12 protein-coding genes are annotated in these 17,683 nt (G+C 69.4%); 8 read left to right on the top strand and 4 right to left on the bottom strand.

From position 1 onward, the window contains the following. The first annotated feature begins 96 nt into the window (after positions 1-96). Positions 97-915 carry a hypothetical protein gene (locus Q368_RS0103415; protein ID WP_029457330.1) on the top strand — a complete coding sequence of 273 codons (819 nt, stop codon included), beginning with the start codon at positions 97-99 and terminating at the stop codon, positions 913-915. Between the two features lie 7 nt (positions 916-922). Here the strand turns inward: Q368_RS0103415 and Q368_RS0103410 are convergent, their stop codons facing one another. From Q368_RS0103410 to Q368_RS0103400, 3 genes are read right to left on the bottom strand one after another with little or no spacing between them, the layout of a single operon-like run. After that, positions 923-1,927: a methyltransferase gene (locus tag Q368_RS0103410; RefSeq protein WP_029457329.1), complete on the bottom strand. Its 1,005-nt coding sequence runs from the start codon at positions 1,925-1,927 to the stop codon at positions 923-925. Positions 1,928-1,964: 37 nt separating this feature from the next. Next, positions 1,965-3,095: a hybrid sensor histidine kinase/response regulator gene (locus Q368_RS0103405; protein WP_029457328.1), complete on the bottom strand. Its 1,131-nt coding sequence runs from the start codon at positions 3,093-3,095 to the stop codon at positions 1,965-1,967. After that, positions 3,092-4,195 carry an HD domain-containing phosphohydrolase gene (locus Q368_RS0103400; RefSeq protein ID WP_043784975.1) on the bottom strand — a complete coding sequence of 368 codons (1,104 nt, stop codon included), beginning with the start codon at positions 4,193-4,195 and terminating at the stop codon, positions 3,092-3,094. The genes Q368_RS0103405 and Q368_RS0103400 overlap by 4 nt, the downstream gene beginning before the upstream one ends. 196 nt (positions 4,196-4,391) lie before the next feature. Between Q368_RS0103400 and Q368_RS0103395 the strand changes: the two genes are divergently transcribed. From Q368_RS0103395 to Q368_RS0103385, 3 genes are all read left to right on the top strand, one after another. Next, positions 4,392-7,064, top strand: coding sequence for a cation-translocating P-type ATPase (locus tag Q368_RS0103395; protein WP_084158663.1), 2,673 nt, complete (start codon positions 4,392-4,394; stop codon positions 7,062-7,064). Positions 7,065-7,159: 95 nt separating this feature from the next. Continuing rightward, positions 7,160-8,968 carry an autotransporter assembly complex protein TamA gene (locus Q368_RS0103390; RefSeq protein ID WP_029457325.1) on the top strand — a complete coding sequence of 603 codons (1,809 nt, stop codon included), beginning with the start codon at positions 7,160-7,162 and terminating at the stop codon, positions 8,966-8,968. A 55-nt stretch (positions 8,969-9,023) separates the two neighbouring features. Further along, complete coding sequence (locus Q368_RS0103385) at positions 9,024-13,385, top strand: translocation/assembly module TamB domain-containing protein (RefSeq protein ID WP_245611276.1); 4,362 nt, start codon at positions 9,024-9,026, stop codon at positions 13,383-13,385. A gap of 69 nt (positions 13,386-13,454) precedes the next feature. On the opposite strand, the gene Q368_RS0103380 is transcribed toward Q368_RS0103385, so the two are convergent. Next, a complete protein-coding gene (locus tag Q368_RS0103380) occupies positions 13,455-13,913 on the bottom strand; it encodes a hypothetical protein (RefSeq protein ID WP_029457323.1) in 459 nt (152 codons plus the stop codon). Between the two features lie 163 nt (positions 13,914-14,076). Between Q368_RS0103380 and Q368_RS0103375 the strand changes: the two genes are divergently transcribed. From Q368_RS0103375 to Q368_RS0103360, 4 genes are all read left to right on the top strand, one after another. Next, positions 14,077-14,691, top strand: coding sequence for a hypothetical protein (locus tag Q368_RS0103375; protein ID WP_029457322.1), 615 nt, complete (start codon positions 14,077-14,079; stop codon positions 14,689-14,691). Positions 14,692-14,700: 9 nt separating this feature from the next. Beyond that, positions 14,701-15,183 carry a metal-dependent hydrolase gene (locus Q368_RS23710; RefSeq protein WP_052360009.1) on the top strand — a complete coding sequence of 161 codons (483 nt, stop codon included), beginning with the start codon at positions 14,701-14,703 and terminating at the stop codon, positions 15,181-15,183. Positions 15,184-15,333: 150 nt separating this feature from the next. Continuing rightward, entirely contained in the window at positions 15,334-16,317 is a 984-nt protein-coding gene (gene gap, locus Q368_RS0103365) for a type I glyceraldehyde-3-phosphate dehydrogenase (protein ID WP_029457320.1), read from the top strand. Positions 16,318-16,492: 175 nt separating this feature from the next. Then, on the top strand, positions 16,493-17,662 hold the full coding sequence (locus Q368_RS0103360) for a response regulator (protein WP_029457319.1): 1,170 nt from the start codon (positions 16,493-16,495) through the stop codon (positions 17,660-17,662). The last annotated feature ends 21 nt before the right edge of the window (positions 17,663-17,683 follow it).

Below are 17,683 nucleotides of genomic sequence, written 5' to 3'. Positions count from 1 at the left end.
CAGATGCGCCACGTCGAGGCAACGCGCCGCACCGGCCTAAACTTCCCCGCGTTTCGGCCGATGCGTGTAGGACGTTCCCCTAACGGCGAGGCGGATATGCAGATAGGTTCCTTGAGCAATACGACAAGCACGCTCAGCACGTTGCTGCCCTCGGGCAAGGCCGACGGCCATGGCCTCAAGCTCGGCTTCGCCACGCAACAAGAGGGAACCGCCGCGTACACGGCGACGCTCAAGGCCCCCTCCGGCACGGCGGACGTGTTCGCCGCCGACATCCTGAGTAAGCTGCAAGCCGCGCAAACGGCCAGCAACGCCGGGACGTTGATGGACAGCGGCGCGGCCGGGGCGCTCGAAAAATCCCTGGCCGACACCATCGAATACGTGCGGGAAAAACACGGCGACGCCGCCGCGACCGCGGTCATGGGCATCGTCATCAAGGGCGTGGACGACGGCTCGGGCGGCGAGGACGCGCTCGGCGACGCGCTGGTCTCCTCCCTTAAATTCATCGACCGCAATTTCGGCATCGCCTCGGGCGACGCCGCCATCGCCCAGTTCAACGGCACGCTCAACGACGCGGTCAACGATTATTTCCAGAACGGCCACGACGAACTGTTCTACGCCACGGACGGCACGACCGGTTCGGGCGGGACCGCGGACGCCATCCAAAGCACCCTTTCCGCCACCCTGGACGACGTGACCAAGCGTTTCGGTAAGGAAACCGCCGACGCGGTGTCGGACATCCTGGACGCGAGCCTCGAGCAGACCGGCGTCAACCGCCAGGGCCTCGGCACGGCCCTTTCCGCCGCCGACGCCTACCTCACGGGCCAGTACGGCGAGGCCGCCGGCCTCGGCCAGACGACCCTGACCGGCCAGGCCACCGCCCTGGAGAAAGGGTCGGTCCTGGACATGGCGGTCTGAGCGGCCCCTACGCTGCCGAAACCACGCCCCACAGCACCCGCGACCCGTTGGGACCGGTGAAATCGAGCCGCCTGACCTCGCGCACGCCCGCTTCCTCGAGCATCCCCCGGATCGCCCCTTCGGCGTAGCCCTGGCCGTGCGGCGTGCCGAGCAGCATGTTGAGCGCAAAAAGCGCGGCGAAAAGCGGTCCGTCCAGCGTGTCGTCGAGCATGAACTCGTGCACGAAGAGCAGGCCCCCGGGATTAAGTACGGCCGCGGCCTTGGCGATGACCGTGCGGCAACCGTCCGGGTCTTCGGCGTGCAGGATCTGCGACAGCCAGGCCACGTCGTAGCCGGACGGCAGGGGATCGCGCAGGTAGTCGCCGGCGGAAAAATCCACACGGTCCGCCGTCCCCAGGCGCGCGGCCTTGGCCAGGGCGTATTCCCGGCTGGCCGGCAGGTCGTAGACCGTGGCCGTCATGCCCGGGTTGGCCAGGCAGAAATGGGAGGCGTAGGTGCCGGGCCCGCCGCCGACGTCCAGAAAGCGCCGCCGGCCGGACAGGTCCACCCTGGCCGCGAGGACCGGGGCGATGGCCGAGGCGATGCCGTCCATGGCCAAAAGAAAGTCCTCCCGCGCGCCGGGGTCGCCGTAATCGGTCATGTGCTCGCCAAGGGGCCGGCCCGTGCGCACGGCCTCTGGCAGGCGCGCCCACGAGGCCATGATGCGGTGGTGGTGGCGCACCACGTGGGCCACGCAGCGCGGCGACCCCTTGTCCAGGAACGCCCGGGCCGGGGGCGCGGCGGCGTAGGCGTCGCCGTCCCTGACGAGCAGCCCCATGGCGACCAGCGCCGTCAGCAGCATGGCCAGGGCCCTGGCGTCGCAGCAAAGGTGCGCGGCCAGGGCGGGTACGTCCATGGGCGCGCGGCACAGCGGGGAAAAGACGTCGAGCATGGCCCCGGCGTGCAGGGCGCAGGCCTGCCAGTAGGACCCGGAAAGTTCGAGCAGCCGGCCGGGATCGTCGTATGCGTCCATAACGTCCTCCTGTGCTTTCTTCCGGCGCAACGGGCTGTCAGGGTGTCGTTTCCCGCGTCTCCGGCTGGGGCAGGGCCACGGTGATGACCGTCATGCCTGTTTCGTCGGAGGTCTCCATGCGGACGAAACCGCCGTGGGTCTCGGCCATAAGGCGCGTGGAATACGCCCCGAGCCCCGTGCCGCCCTTCTTGCCCGAGGTGGCGAACTTCCCGAAAAACCGCGAGCGGATGTCCCGCGGCACCACGCCGTGGTTGGCGATGACCACCAGGGCCGGGTTGCCCTGGCGCAAATCCACGGACACTGCGGCATCCCCGGGCGAGGCTTCCAGGGCGTTTTTGAGGCAGTTGGCGAGCATGGTGTAAAAAAGCAGTTTTTCCACGCAGATCACGACCGGCGTCGCGCCGTCGTCGCGCCTGCCGTCCACGGTCAGGACGAAGGCGTTGCGCCGGTAGCCCGCCAGGGTCGCAAGCTCCACGAACAGCCGGCGCGCCACGGCCGCCGCATCCACGGGCTCGGCGCACAGCACATAGGCCCCCCGCTCCATCTTGAACAGATCGAGGGACAGATTGATCATGGAGAGCATCTTGAAACCGTTTTCCTCGATGAGCTTGAGGAACAGGGTCTGCTGGTCGCTGAGGCCCCCCTCTTCGAGGATCAGGGGCGGCAGGCCGATGATCCCGGTCAGCGGCGCCTTGAGGTCGTGGCGCATGATGTGGTCCACGTCCTCGCGCAGCTTGGCCGCCTCGGTCAGGACCGCGTTCTGGCGGGCCAGGGATTCCCGGGCCCGGCGCAGCTCCAGGTGGTTTTTCACCCGCGCCCGGACCACGGCCCGGCTGGCCGGCTTGACGATGTAGTCCACCGCGCCGAGCGAGAGCCCGAACGCCTCGTCCTCGGGGGCGAAGCAGGCGGTGACGAAGATGACGGGAATACCGGCCAGGGCCTCGTCGGCCTTGAGCCGGCGGCAGGCCTCGTAGCCGTCCATGTCGGGCATGACCACGTCGAGAAGGATGATGTCCGGGGCGAGGCGCGCGGCCAGTTCCAGGGCGCCGGCCCCGCTCGTGGCCACATGCAGGTCGTGGCCTTCGCGCAGGAAATCCACCAGCACCCGGATGTTGGCCGGCACATCGTCCACGATGAGAACGGACGGCCGGCGGGCGTCCTCGCTCATAGGGCCTTGGAAAGAGGGCCGTCCAGCTCGAATTCCTGTTGGATGGCGGCGACACTCTCGAAGTCCTGGAGAAAGACGTCGAGGATGCGCGGGTCGAAATGGCTGCCCCGGCCGGCTCGCATGATCTCCAGGGATTTCTCGTTGGAAAACGCTTCCTTGTAGGGTCGCTTGCTGGTCAGGGCGTCGAAGACGTCGGCCACGGCGCAGATGCGGCCGTAGAGCGGAATGTCCTCGCCGGAAAGGTTGCGCGGATAGCCCGAGCCGTCCCATTTCTCATGGTGGGACATGGCGATGATCTCGCCCACCCGCAGCAGCTCGAAATTGGATTCGCCGAGAATGCGCGCGCCGAAGATGGTGTGCTTTTGCATCACGACCCATTCTTCCGGCGTGAGCTTGGCGGGCTTTAAGAGAATGCTGTCCGGAATGCCGATTTTGCCGATGTCGTGCATGGGGCTGGCTTGCAGCACCAGGTCCACCTCGGCGTCGGGCAGGCCCAGCTTGTGGGCCAGGAGCGCGCAGTAGCGGCTCATGCGCTGGATGTGGTCGGCGGTTTCCTCGTCCTTGAATTCCGCCGCCGCCGCCAGCCGGTGGATGGTCTCCAGGTGCGCGGCCAGGATGGTGCGCTGGGATTCCTTGACGTTTTCCAGGGCCATCTGGAGCGCCGAGGTGCGCACGGCCACCATTTCCTCGAGCTCGGCCTGGTAGCGCTTCACCTCGTCCTGGGACTCCTTCATCTTGAGCAGCGAGCCCATGCGCACGCGCAGTTCCGTCAGGTCGATGGGCTTGGAGATGAAATCGTTGGCCCCGGCCTCCACGGCCTTGAGCCGGTCCTGCTTGCTGGTCAGCGCCGTGACCATGATGATGGGCACGTCGGAGACGCCCGGCATCTCGCGAATGCGCCGCGCCACGGTGAAACCGTCGGTCTCCGGCATCATGACGTCGAGCAGCACGAGGTCGATGCTCGCATCAAGCAATCCGCTCGCCTCGGCAAACGATTCCGTCAGGACAGGCTCATGCCCGAGGTTGCGCAAAAGTCCGCCGATGACCCGCAGATTGATGCGCTCGTCGTCTATCGCCAGAATACGTTTGGGCCTGTCCAACTTCCACCAGCCTTTGGCAGGGTTATCTACTAAAAATGGGCTTCGCGCCCCTTCGCTCTACGATAGTAGGACAACGGTTCCCCGGGGGTCAAGCCGCGCTGCGGACCTGCGGGACTTGAATTCCAACGGCGAACCTGGAATACAATAGAATAACGCTCCCGGTTTGTCGCCGCCCCTGTAACCGGAAAGGTCCCGCATGCCCGCTTCGCCTCCCCTGTCCGCCGTGTCCGAACCCCATGCCCTGCCCGCCGCCGCCGTCCTCGCCGCCCTGGGCGTCGATCCCGAACAAGGCCTCGACCGCGACACGGTCGCGGCGCGCCGCCTCCGCTTCGGCGACAACGCCCTGCACGTCGCCGATGGCCCCGGTCCCCTGCGCCGCCTGGCCGGGCAGTTCCTCCAGCCTCTGGTGCTGCTCCTTTTGGCCGCGGCCACGGCGTCGTTTTTCCTCGGCCACATCCTGGATGGCGGGGTCATCTGCGCCGTGGTCGCGGTCAACGCGGCGCTCGGCTATTTCCAGGAAGCCAAGGCCGTCACGGCCCTGGCCGCGCTGTCACGGACCATGGTCGCCACAGCCGAGGCGCTGCGCGAGGGCGCGTTCGCCGTCATCCCGGCCGCGGAACTCGTGCCCGGCGACATCGTACGCCTGCGCGCCGGCGACCGGGTCCCGGCGGACATGCGCCTTCTTGCCGCGAAGTCCCTGCGCATCGACGAATCGGCCCTGACCGGCGAATCCGTGCCCGTGGACAAGTTCACGGAGCCCGTGGCCGCAAACGCGCCCCTGGCCGAGCGCGCGTGCCTCGCCTTCGCCGCCACGGCCGTGGCCCACGGCGCGGGGACCGGCGTCATCGTCGCCACGGGGCACGACGCCGAAATCGGGCGCATCGCCGACCTGACCGCCGGGGCCGATGCCCTGGCCACGCCGCTGACCCGGGCCATCGCGCGCTTTTCCACCGTGCTCCTCGTGGCCATCCTGGCCCTGGCCGGGGTCTGTTTTGCGGTCGGCGTCTGGCGCGGCGAGCCGCCCCAGGCCATGTTCATGGCCGCCGTGGCCCTGGCCGTGGGGGCCATCCCCGAGGGCCTGCCCGCGGCCGTCACCGTCATCCTGGCCATCGGCGTCTCGCGCATGGCCGCGCGCAAGGCCGTCATCCGCCACCTGCCCGCCGTGGAAACCCTGGGTTCGACCACGGTCGTGTGCTCGGACAAGACCGGCACCTTGACCATCAACCGCATGACCGCAACAGAAGCCCTGGCGGGGGGGACGCTCTGGCGGCTCACGGACGGGGCGTTCGCGCCGCACGCCGGGACGCCCGGGGACGCCCCGGCAAGAGAGGGCCTCAAGGCGCTCCTCGCCGCCGCGGCGCTTTGCAACGACGCGGTCCTCACCGATACGGCGGACGGGTTTACCGGCGATCCCACCGAGGCCGCGCTGCTCGCGGCCGCGACAGCCGCCGGCATCGACCCAGAACGAACGCGCGCGACCCATCCGCGTCTGGCCGAAGAACCCTTCGATTCCGCGCGCATGTACATGACCACGCTCCATGCGCGGCCGGACGGCGCGGGACGCGTGCTGTACGTCAAGGGCGCGACCGAGGCCGTGCTCGCCCGCTGCGGGGAAAACGGCCGGGAACCGGCCTTTGCCCCGGACGTGCGCCGCGTCGCCGAGGCCATGGCGAGCCGGGGCCTGCGCATCCTGGCCGTGGCCCGGCGGGAGCTGCCCCCGGGGGAGGCGGCCATCGGGGACGCCACGCGGGACGGGGGGCTCGCCTTCCTGGGACTTGCTGCCCTGCTCGACCCGCCGCGCCCGGAGGCCGTCCCCGCCGTCGCCGCCTGTCGCCGCGCCGGGGTCATGGTCAAGATGATCACCGGCGACCACAAGGCCACGGCCGCGGCCATCGCGGCGCAGCTGGGCCTCGGCGAGGCCGGCGCGCCGGTTGCGGCCGCAACCGGGGCCGATATCGACGCCGCGCCCGAGGCCGACCTGCCCGGGCTCGCCGCGCGCACGCAGGTGTTCGCCCGGGTCGCGCCCGAACAGAAGCTGCGCCTGGTGCGGGCGCTGCAATCGATCGGGCATGTCGTGGCCATGACCGGCGACGGCGTCAACGACGCTCCGGCCCTCAAGCAGGCCGACATCGGCGTGGCCATGGGCCGGGGCGGGACCGAAGCGGCCAAGGAAGCCGCGGACATGGTGCTGGCCGACGACAACTTCGCCACCATCGCCGCCGCCGTGGAGGAAGGGCGCGGCGTGTTCGACAACCTGGTCAAGTTCCTGGTCTGGACGCTGCCGACCAACCTCGGCGAGGGGCTCGTTGTCCTTTGCGCCGTGCTTTTCGGGCTGCCCCTGCCCATGACGCCCGGACAGATCCTCTGGATCAACATGACCACGGCGGGAAGCCTCGGGCTCATGCTCGCCTTCGAGCCGCGCGAACCGGGCATCATGGAGCGCCCGCCCCGCGATCCCCGCCGGCCCATCCTGGGCTGGGCCCTGGCGCGCCGGGTGGCGCTCATGGGCCTGCTGCTGCTTACGGCCTCCTTCGGCCTTTACGACTGGGAGCTGGCCGCGGGCGGCAGCGAGGCGCAGGCCCGCACCGTGGCCGTCAACGTGTTCGTGGCCATGGGCGCGGCGTACCTCCTGTCCTGCCGGTCGCTTTCGCGCCCGGCCCTCTCGCTGCCCCTTGCCGGCAACCCCTACGTGCTGTGGGGCATGGCCGGGGCGATGCTGCTGCAACTGGCCTTCACCTACGCCCCGCCGCTTCGCGACGTGTTCGACGCGGCCGCCATCGGCGCGGCGTCCTGGTTGCGCGTCGCAGGCGCGGCCGTGGCCGGATTTTGCGTCATGGAAGCGGAAAAGATGCTTTACAGGCGCGCATGAGCCATCGAACCGGTTGCTTGGCCGCCGTGCATCGTGCTAGGCAGTGTTTTCAGGGGAGGATGTTTCCTTTGCGGAAACGTCGTGTTGGCTTTCCCATGCAAATGCTTGTCCGCGCCGTGCTCGTCGCAATCGTGACGCTCGTCCTGGCCTGGCCGGGTCCGTGTCGCGCCGCGACCCGCACCGCCGCGTCCCAGACGCCGGCGGGGCTTTCCTACGTGGTGCGCTACAGCGGCGACGTCCCCCCCGAGACCCTGGAACTGCTCAAGCAGGTTTCCAAGGCTGAAACCCTCATCCAATCACCGCCGGATTCGATCCTGCTGCTCGAGCGCCGCGCCGAGGAAGACAAGGCCGCCTTCACCAAGGTCTTCCAGTCCGACGGCCATTTCGCGGCCACCATCGCCGTTTCCGTGGACCAGTCGGCCACGCCCGCCGTGCTGACCTACGCCATCGATCCCGGGCCGCGTTTTGAGCTGCGCCGGGTCAAGCTCAACCCCCGGGACGCCGGCCTGCCCACGCCCGAAGCCCTGGGCCTGACCGTGCCCTCGCCGTTTTCCGCCAAGGCCGTGGTGGACGCCGAGGCCAAGATCCCGGACATCCTGCGCCGCCAGGGCCACCCCTACGCCAAGGTCACGGACCGCAAGGTCACGGCCGACTTCGACAGCCATGCCGTGACCGTGGCCTGGGACGTGGACGCCGGGGCCAAGGCGACCTTCGGGCCGCCGCGCTTTTCCGGGCTGGCCTCGGTCAAGGAAAACTACCTCGCCGGGCTTGCGCCCTGGACCGAAGGCGCGCCCTACGACGTCACCCTGGTGGAGAAATACCGCAAGAAGCTCGTCTCCCTGGACCTCTTCGCCATGGTCCAGGCCGACCCCGCTCCCGAACCCGCGCCGGACGGACGCGTGCCCATCGTCGTCACCGTGACCGAACGCAAGCACCGCACGGTCAAGGGCGGCGTGGATTACCGCACCGACGAAGGACCGGGCGCCAACCTGGGCTGGGAGCACCGCAACCTTTTCGGCGGCGGCGAGAAACTTTCCGTGTCCGCCAGCGCCTCCTCCATTGAACAGGTCGGCCAAGCCTCCTTCGAAAAGCCGGATTTCATCACGCCCAAGGAACTCTTCAAGGCCAACTTCAAGACCGCCAACGAGAACAAGAAGGCCTACGCGGGCCAGAACGTCCAGGCCACGGGCTCGGTGCGCCGCCAGTTCACGGAATCCTTTTCCGCCGCGGCGGGCCTGGGCTACCGCGCCTCGCGCATCGAAAAGGACCAGTCGCGGCCCTGGGAGGACGACAAACGCTACGGCTTCGTGTTCGTGCCCTTCGAAGCCGGCTACGACAGCCGAAGCGACGTGCTCGACCCGCAAAAGGGCGTGCTCGGCAGCCTCTCCATGGCCCCCTATTGGGGCACCCTGGCCGGCGGCCCCAATTTCCTGCGCCCGGAATTCTCCGTGGCCAACTACTTCAAGCTCATCGACAAGCCCGGCCTCGTCCTGGCCACCCGCGTGACCGGCGCGGCCAATATCGGGGCCGACCGCGACGACGTGTCCCCGGACCTGCGCTTCTATGCCGGCGGCGCGGGCTCCATCCGCGGCTACCCCTACCAGACCGTGGGCCCGCTGCGGGGCAACACCCCCATCGGCGGCGGCTCGGTACTGACCTTTTCCTCGGAACTGCGCCTGCGCATCACCGAACTCATCGGCGTGGTGCCGTTCCTCGACGGCGGATCGGCTTTCGAAAACCCCCTGCCGCCCTACAACCAGCCTTTGCTGCTCGGCGCGGGGCTCGGCGTGCGCGTGTACACGCCCGTGGGCCCGGTGCGCCTGGATGTGGCCACGCCCGTGACCCCGCGCAAGGACATCGACGACATTGCCCAATTCTACTTCAGCATCGGACAGTCCTTCTAAGGCCCCGCCGCCAAAGCACCCGCGTCCCCGGCGGCGTTCCTTCCCGCGCACCGTCGTGATCTGCTGCGGCGGGCTTTTCGCCCTGCTTTTGCTCGCGTGGGCGGCGCTGCTCACCCCGGCAGGGCTTCGCGCGGCGGCCGGTCTGGCCGAGTCGGCCATCCACGCCGCCTCGGGCATGACCGCGACCATCCGCGACGTCTCCGGCGTCCTGCCCGTTTCCCTGCGCGTGGGGCGTTTCGCCCTGGCCGACAAGGACGGCATCTGGCTCGTGGTCAGCGACGCCCGCTTTTCCTGGTCGCCGACGGCGCTCGTGCGCGGCCGCGTGCTCATAAACGAAGTCTCGGCCGACGTGGTGCGCCTGCGCCGCGCGCCGGACGTACCGCCCGCGACCGAACCCGCCCCGCCCATGGAATGGCCGCCGCATTTTCCGCGCCTGCCGGCCATCCTGGTGGACCGCCTCGCCGTCAACCGCATCATCCTGGACGCGCCCGTGGCCGGCCAGGACGCGGTCATTGCCGTGGCGGGCAGGCTGGCCGAGTCCGGCAAGGGCGTGGTGGCCCTGGCGCTCGAAGCCACGCGCCTGGACGGCGACAAGCCGCTTGCCCTGCGCGCCGGCGGCGCGCTGGACTACGCCGACTGGAAGCTCTCGGCCAAGATTTCCGTAAACGACGCCCCCGGCGGGCTTCTTTCAAGCGCCCTGGCCGGGCCGGACGGCGGCGCGCTCGCCGTCGGCCTCGCCGGCGACGGCCCGCTTTCCGGCTGGAAGGGACGCCTTTCCGCTACGCTTCAGCAAAAGGAATTCCTGCACGCCGACCTCGGCCTGGCCGTGCCGCTCGCTGCGGCCGCCATGGGCTCCTTTTCCCTGGACGCCGCTTTTTCACCGCCGCCGGGACTTTTGCCGGATGCCGTGGCCGGCATCGTCGGGGAGCGGCCCGACTGCCGCCTGGCCGGCCGCTTCGGCATCCTGTCCGGGGAATTCTTCCTCGACCGCGCGGACGTCGCCGCCGCGGCCGGCACGCTCGCCGCCACGGCGCACCTGCCCCCGGACGGCAAGGACATCGCCGCGACGATCACGGCGAACGTGCCCGACGCCGCCGTACTCGACCCGTTCCTGGCCGGAACCGCCACGGTCACGGTCAAGGCCTCGGGCAGCATCGCGCAGCCGGCGGTGACGGCGACCGTGCGCGCCGCGCGCTTCGCCGCCGGCCCCCTGCGCATGGAATCCGGGGACATCCGCGCCGAAGCCGCCCTCGCCGGCCCTGCCGCGGACGCCTTTCCCGGCGCGAAGGTCACGGTTACGGGCGACCTTGCGGGCCTCACCGGCCCCGAAGGCGCGACGCTGCTCGGACAGTCCCTGCGTCTGGCCGTGGACGCGGGCATGGACGCCAAGGGCGACCTTGCCGCGAAATCGGTTTCGCTCACCGGCCAGGGCGGCGAGCTGCGCCTGACCGACGCCCGGTTCGCGCAGGGGCGCGCCACGGGCGACGCGTCGCTGACCGTGGCCGACCTCGCCGGCGCGGCGTCCCTGGCCGGCCTGCGCCTTTCCGGCGGCCTTTCCCTCAAGGCCTCGGTCGCGGCCGACACCGACGGCGCGGGCAAGGCCACGCTCGCGGCGGAATTTTCCCGCCTCGCCGGCCCGGCCGCGCCCGGTGACGACGCCGCGAGCGCCGCCCTGGCCGCCCTGCTCGGCCCCGTGCCGCGCCTGTCCACCGCACTCGAATTTTCGGGAAACGGCGCGAAACTCCGTGATCTGGACCTCGACGGCAAAGCCGTACGCCTGACCGGTTCCGGCAGCTTCGAGACCGCCGGCACCGTCGCGGCCAAGCTGACGCTCGCAGCCCCGGACCTGTCCGTGCTGGAGCACGCCCTGGGCCAGCGCGTCGCCGGGGCCCTTTCCTGCGATATTACGGCCTCGGGCAAGGCCGCCTCGCCGCATGTGGCGGTCAAGGCGACCCTGGACAAGCTCCTTGCCGGGGAGCTGGCCCTGGCCGGCGTCAACCTCGACGTCACGGCCGACGACGTGGCCGGCAATGCCGCGGGCAAGCTCGCCCTGGCCGCCCGGCGCGAAGGCGAGACAGCAAAAATCGAGACGGATTTCGCCCTGGCCGGCGACCGGCTGCGCATCCAAAACCTGCGCCTTGGCGCGCCGGACGCCTCCTTTTCCGGCGAGGCCGCCGTGGCGCTTGCAACCGGACGTGTCACCGGCAAGCTCTCGGGCAACGCCGCCAACCTGGCCGGACTTGGCCGCTTCACGGGCCAACGCCTGGCCGGGGCGCTACGGCTGTACGTCGCCGCCGACGCCGCCCGCGACGGACAGGGCCTGACGGCAGACATCGCCGCGACCAACCTCGCCCTGCCGGGACTTTCGGCCGGCCGCCTGACCGTCGCCGCGAGCCTTGGCGACGTCACGGGAAATCCGCGCGGCAAGGCGACCGTTGCCGGCTCCGGCATCGCGGCCGGCGGCATCGCCCTTTCCTCCCTCTCCGTCGCCGCCTCGGGCGACGGCCGCACCCTGGCCGCCGACCTGGACGCCAAAGGGACCGTCGCCGGCGGCAAGGCCCTGCAACTGGCGGCCAAGGCTTCCATGGCCGCCGCGGGCAAGGGCCGCAAGGTGACGCTCGCCTCCCTTTCCGGCGCTCTCGACGGCCGCCGTTTCAATCTGGCCGCGCCGGCCGTGGTCGGCCTCGACGGGGGTACGACCAGCCTTTCGGGGCTGTCCCTGGCTTTCGACAAGGCCCGCATCGAGGCCTCGGGCAGCCTCGGGCCGCGCGGGGTTTCGGGCAAGGCCGCGATCACGGGCTTTCCCCTGCCGCTGCTCGGAGCTTTCGGCGCGCCGGGCATCGGCGGCACGGCGTCCGTGACGGCCACGCTTTCCGGCTCCCCGTCCCGGCCCGAATGCACGGCCGAGGCGCGCCTGGAAAAGGTCACGCTGGCCGCGGAGAAAGGCAAAGGGATGTCTTCGCTCTCCATGCGGGCCAAGGCCACGGTCGCCGGCGGCAAGGCGACCCTGGCGGCCGGCGTCGCGCCCACGGGCCAAAAGGAAGCCGTGACCGTGGAGGCGGCCGTGCCCATCCGCTTCGCGCTCGCCCCCTTCGTCGCCGACGTGCCCGCCGGGGCCGCGCTTTCCGGACGCATCACCGCAGACAGCGACCTGTCCCAGATGGCCGTGCTGCTGGCCCAGGCCAATACCCGCATCGATGGCAGGCTCTCGGCGGACCTGAGCCTCGGCGGCACCCTTGCCGCGCCGTCGCTGACCGGTTCCCTGGCCCTTGCCGCCAGGAAACTCGAAAACGCCGACGCCGGACTCGTGCTGCACAACCTGCTCCTGCGCGCCGACGCGGCCGGCGGCGTGCTCACCATCCGCCAGGGCTCCGGCCAGGACGGCAAAGGCGGCAGCTTCACGCTTTCGGGCACCGTCGGCGTGTCCGACCTCGTCAACGGCCCGGTGGATCTGGCGCTGGCCCTGACCCGGCTGCGCGTGGCCGGCCTCGACCTGGCCACGGTCACGGCCGACGGCAAGGCGCAGGTCAGCGGCACCCTGTCGCGCATGCGCGCCACAGGCAAGATCACGCTGGGCCCGGCGGACATCAATCTGCCGTCCTCCCTGCCTCCCGAGGTGACGGTCATCCCCGTCACCATCATCAACGATCCCAACACACCGAAAAAAAAGAAAAAGCTCGCAACACCCGCGGCCGCGCGCCACATCGACCTCGATCTGGCCGTGGCGCTCGGGCAGTCCGTCTACGTGCGGGGGCTCGGGCTCGAATCGCGCTGGAGCGGCGAGGTCAAGGTCACGGGCACGGCGGCCGCGCCCCGGGTGGTGGGTAAGTATTACGTGGAAAAGGGCCGGGTGGAGCTTTTCGGCAGCAACCTGGAAATCAGCAAGGGCGAGATCGTCTTCCACGGCGAGACGCCTCCGGCCCCGACCTTCGACATCCTGGCCGAAAACACCTCCTCGGACGGGGTGACGGCAGGCGTGGCCATCACGGGCGACGCGACGAGCCCCAACATCTCGCTCGTGTCCAAGCCGACGCTGTCCCACGACGAGATACTCTCGCGCATCCTTTTTGGGCAAAGCGCGGCCACGCTGTCGCCGCTCCAGGCGGCCCAGCTGGCCCAGGCCGCGGCCTCGCTTTACGCCGGCGGCACGCCGACGAGCATCCTGGCCCGCACGCGCCGCATCCTGGGCCTCGACCAGCTCACCCTGGTCTCGGGCAAGGGCGGCATCTCCTCCACCGTGCTCAAGGCCGGCAAGGAAATCGTCAAGGGCGTGACCGTGGGCGTGGAACAGGGCATGGGCGCGCAAAGCGGGGCCGTGTCCGTGGAGGTGCAGGTCACCCCCAACATCACCATCGACAGCCGCGTGGGCGCGAACAACAAGCAGGGCGTGGGAGTCAACTGGAAGTGGGACTACTAGGCAGGGCCGGGCCGGGAGCAGGCGGTCTCCCCCGGCCCGCGGAAAACGGGGTGTGCGCCCCGGAAAAGCCTACTGGTCGGCCTTGTGCTGCTGCTCGAGCTGCTTCTTGAGACCTTCCCCGTACTTGCGGGACTGGACGATGATGTCGTCCACCTTGTCCCCGCGCACCTGCATGAGCGCGATGCGGTAGGCGCCGTCGATGGGGATCATGGCGTTTTTCGAATCCGCGTACAGGGCGTTCATGGCCGCGATCACGCGATCGGGCTCCATGCCGGCGTAGTTGTTGAAGCAGCCCCGGAAACTGTTTTCCATTTCCTGAGGCTTGAGATTTTTCTGCAGGCTGGTCAGGTCCGTGCAGATCGCCCGTGCGGCCGTGGCCAAGCCGAACAGGAACGAGCGTTTTTCCTTTTCCGAATAGTTGTTCCAGGCGTGGGCGAAGGTGGCCGAGCTGGCGGAAGCGGCCAGGGCCGGTCCCCGGAAGACCACGAGCACGAACAGAGCGGCAAAAAGCAGGGCCTTTTTGGACATGACGGCGTTCTCCTTGGAAATGGCGGCGGGCGGACACGCCCGGCGGGCATGCGCGCGTTCTACGCCATGGTGTGCCGCCCGGCAAGCCCGGCCCCTTGACAACGGCCCCGCCCGCAGGCTTTGTGAAAGGCGTTTTCTTCAAACGCCGTTCAAGGAGCGCCCCATGCACCATCGCCTTCCGGTCCTTCTCGCCCTGCTGCTCGCCGTGGCCCTGGCCGTTCCGGCCTTCGCCGCAAAGGCTCCCACGGAAATCGCCGGCATCGCCCTCGGCGCGGATGCCGAGAGCCTGCGCGACCGCCTGGACCTCTCCCGCCTGGCCCCGCTGTGGGACCGGCCCTGGATGATTCGCGCCAACCTCAAGCCGACCAAGGGCTTCGAGGCCGGCTACGTGATCCTCGGAGGCTGCGCCACCACCAACCGCGTGGAGCGGGTGCGGCTCAAATACAAGGACGGCTCCCTGGCGCTTTTCGACAGGCTGGCCAAGGAACTGACCGCGCGCTACGGCGTGCCCACGCCCCTGCCCGGGGCCAAGGGCGGCAAGTACAAGGGCCTGCGCTGGCTTTTCGGCACGAACAAGTCCGGCGGCACGGACCTGCTGCTTGAGCATTTCGAGAAAGGAAACGGCGAGGAGCCGGTCGGCAACGTCATCCGCATCACGGACAACGGCGCCCTCAACCAGGAGCGCGCCTGCTACGACGGCATGGTGCGCGGCGCGCCCGAACCCCAGCCGGCCTTTCCGCTTTTCGAAATCGACGAAACCTGGCTTTTGCCCAAATAAGGCCACCCCATGGTGTTCGGACACCTCGCGGCAGGCTCGCTCGGCCAGCAGTTCCTTTTTCGCCGGGCGGACCTGCCGTTTTGCATGATCGCGGCCTTCGGCCCGGACTGGATCGACAAGCCGCTCAAGCTCCTTTTCGGCCTGCCCGGCCACGGCATCGCCCACAGCCTCTGCGGCGCGGCGCTTTTTCTCGGGACCTTCGCCTGGGCTTGCCGGCGCTTTTCCCTGCCGGCCTGCTGGCCCTTTGTGGCGGCCTTATTCTGGGCGCTGCACCTGCTTTGCGACATGGTCAAGCCCGCAGTCCTGCTCTGGCCGGTCCTGGGTTCCTTTCCCGTCTACGCCCACACCACGGCCGAAGCGGCCTGGAACTTCTATGCCGCGCGCCCCCTTTCGGCCATGGCCTGGTGCGACCTGACCCTCGTTGCCCTGGCAGTGGCGGCGCGGCTGACGGCCCTGCCGCGCCGTGCGGCCATGGCCCATGGCCGTCTTTGACGTCCGCCGGGGCACGGCCGCCTTTTGGCGACGCCGCATTGACACAAAAGCGTGATTCGGCCTAAGATTTTGCCCGCTTGCGGGCACGTCGCCCGCTGGAAACCCGACTTTCCAACGCCCGTATACGAACCATCCCAGGAGGACACGCATATGGCGGTGACGATCGGCATCAACGGATTCGGCCGCATCGGCCGGTACCTGACGCGGCTTGTGGCCGACGACCCCGAGATCACCCTCACGGCCATCAATGCCAGGGCCGACAACGCCCAGCTTGCCCACCTGCTCAAGTACGATTCCGTGCACGGCCGCTTCGCGGGCACGGTAGAGCCCACCGACGAGGGCCTGCGCATCAATGGCAACCCCGTGAAGATCACCCGCCACGGCGGCGGCGAGTGGCGCTGGAACGAATGCGGCTGCGACTATGTGGTGGAGACCACAGGCAAGTTCGTGGACCGCGAATCCTGCGAAAAGCACATGTGCGCCGGCGCGAAGAAGGTCATCATCAGCGCCCCGGGCAAGGACGAGGACGTCACCATCGTCATGGGCGTCAACGACCACGAGCTTTCCCCCGCGCACAAAATCATCTCCAACGCCTCCTGCACCACCAACTGCCTGGCCCCCATCGCCAAGGCCCTCAACGACGCCTTCGGCATCAAGCACGGCCTGATGACCACCATCCACTCCTACACCATGAGCCAGCGCATCCTGGACGGCTCCCACAAGGACTGGCGGCGGGCCCGGGCCTGCGCCCTGTCCATGATCCCGACGACCACCGGCGCGGCGCGCGCCGTGACCAAGGTCATCCCGGCGCTGACCGGCCGCCTGGACGGCATGTCCATCCGCGTGCCCACGCCCAATGTCTCGGTGGTGGATTTCACCTGTGAACTGGAGAAGCCCACGGACACGGCGGGCATGCTCGCCACGCTCAAGGCCGCCTCGGGCGAGAACATGGGCTTCACCGAAGAGCCGCTGGTGTCCGTCGATTTCCTGGGCGACACCCACGGCGGCGTGGTCGACGCCAAGGCCTCCCAGGTGCTCGATGGCACGCTGTGCAAGGTCCTGGCCTGGTACGACAACGAGGCCGGTTTCACCAACCAGCTCGTGCGCCTGATCAAGATGGTCGCCGCGAAGTAACGGCGACACCCCGTCCTTATGCCTCATTTTGCCGCCCGCCGGGTCTCGCACCCGGCGGGCGGTTTGCGTCTCGTGGCCCGATGGGGTTTTTCCCCTAAAGCATCCGATGCGGCGGTCGATACGGTGTGTGTCGGGGCAAGCCCGCCCCGCATAACGCCAGGACGAGGATTCGGCCATGACCGCGCCAGTGACGCCCGACACGCTCTTCCGCTCCCCGCTCATCGTGACCGCAAGCGAAGGCCATGCCCGCATCGATCGGGAATTCTTCAAGCGCGTGCGCATGTTCGCCGTGCGTCACGTGTCTACGGGGACCGAGGCCCTGGCCCTGGCCCGCCGCGAGCCCGTGGACGTCATCTTCTGCGACGCCGCCCTCGGCGACATGGACGGCAACACCTTCGTCGCCGCCCTGCGGGCCGATCCGGCCCTGGCGCACATCCCCGTCATCCTGGCCATGACCGATGCCCGGCGCGACGACGTGCTCTCGGCCGTGAAGCTCGGCGCGGCCGGCCTGTGCCTGCGCCCCTACTCCGAGGACACCTTCCGCAAGCACCTCGCCATGGCCGCGCACATGGCCCGTTTCGCCGCCGCGGAAAAGGCGGCCCTGGCCCGCGCCGCCGCCAGGGAGGCCGCCGGCGACCCCGACGGAGCCCGGCAGGACTACGAGGAAGTGGCCCGCACGCCCGACGACGCGCCCCGTTTTTTCGAGGAAGGCATGGCCGCGCTTGCCGTGCGCGACGTGGAACGCGCCATCCTCGCCTTTCACAAGGCCCTGGCGATCAACGCCCTGTTCGTCGAGGCCTACCTCGGCCTGGCCCGGGCCTGGAAGTCCAAGGGCAGCACCAAGCAGTATCGGCACTACATGAAGGAAGCGGCCTCGGTCTGCGCGCGCGCGAACCGCTTCGTGGAGTTGCGCGACAAGTTCGTGGCCCTGCTTCGCGATGACGAAGCCGGGTTCAATCCGTTCCTGGCCCTTGGCAACGAGCTTCTGCGTGAACGCCATTACACTTCGTCCATCGTGCTCTACCGCCACGCCCTGGAGCTCGCCCCGAAAAACGCCGACATCTACCTGGGGCTCTCCAAGGCCTACCATTTCCTGCGCCGGCCGGATCTGGCCCGCCGGGCCGCGCACAAGAGCCTGCTTTTAAACGACCGCAACGAGGAAGCGCGCGCCATCCACCGCCGCCTGACCCAGGGGCGGCGTCAAGGCGACATCGCCTCCATGGAGCAGGCAGCCCAGGAGGCCCCCGCGCCGCGCTATCCGCTGCTGCTGCGCGGCGTGCTCTACCTGGCCGGAATCGCTTCCGAAACCCTGGTGCGACCGCGCAAGGCCGCCCGCGCCGCCTGACCGCCGTCCCCCCGATCTGCC

The sequence above is a fragment of the Solidesulfovibrio alcoholivorans DSM 5433 genome, assembly GCF_000702665.1.
GTDB classification, from domain to species: Bacteria; Desulfobacterota; Desulfovibrionia; order Desulfovibrionales; family Desulfovibrionaceae; genus Solidesulfovibrio; species Solidesulfovibrio alcoholivorans.
Note: the sequence above shows the minus strand (reverse complement) of the source record. Positions and strands in the feature narration are given on the sequence as shown.

Coding starts and splice junctions, on each gene's coding strand:
- Q368_RS0103410 (WP_029457329.1), bottom strand. CDS start 1,927: ATGGACGCATACGACGATCCCGGCCGGCTGCTCGAACTTTCCGGGTCC.
- Q368_RS0103395 (WP_084158663.1), top strand. CDS start 4,392: ATGCCCGCTTCGCCTCCCCTGTCCGCCGTGTCCGAACCCCATGCCCTG.
- Q368_RS23710 (WP_052360009.1), top strand. CDS start 14,701: ATGGTGTTCGGACACCTCGCGGCAGGCTCGCTCGGCCAGCAGTTCCTT.
- Q368_RS0103360 (WP_029457319.1), top strand. CDS start 16,493: ATGACCGCGCCAGTGACGCCCGACACGCTCTTCCGCTCCCCGCTCATC.
- Q368_RS0103380 (WP_029457323.1), bottom strand. CDS start 13,913: ATGTCCAAAAAGGCCCTGCTTTTTGCCGCTCTGTTCGTGCTCGTGGTC.
- Q368_RS0103390 (WP_029457325.1), top strand. CDS start 7,160: ATGCAAATGCTTGTCCGCGCCGTGCTCGTCGCAATCGTGACGCTCGTC.
- gap (WP_029457320.1), top strand. CDS start 15,334: ATGGCGGTGACGATCGGCATCAACGGATTCGGCCGCATCGGCCGGTAC.
- Q368_RS0103375 (WP_029457322.1), top strand. CDS start 14,077: ATGCACCATCGCCTTCCGGTCCTTCTCGCCCTGCTGCTCGCCGTGGCC.
- Q368_RS0103415 (WP_029457330.1), top strand. CDS start 97: ATGCAGATAGGTTCCTTGAGCAATACGACAAGCACGCTCAGCACGTTG.
- Q368_RS0103405 (WP_029457328.1), bottom strand. CDS start 3,095: ATGAGCGAGGACGCCCGCCGGCCGTCCGTTCTCATCGTGGACGATGTG.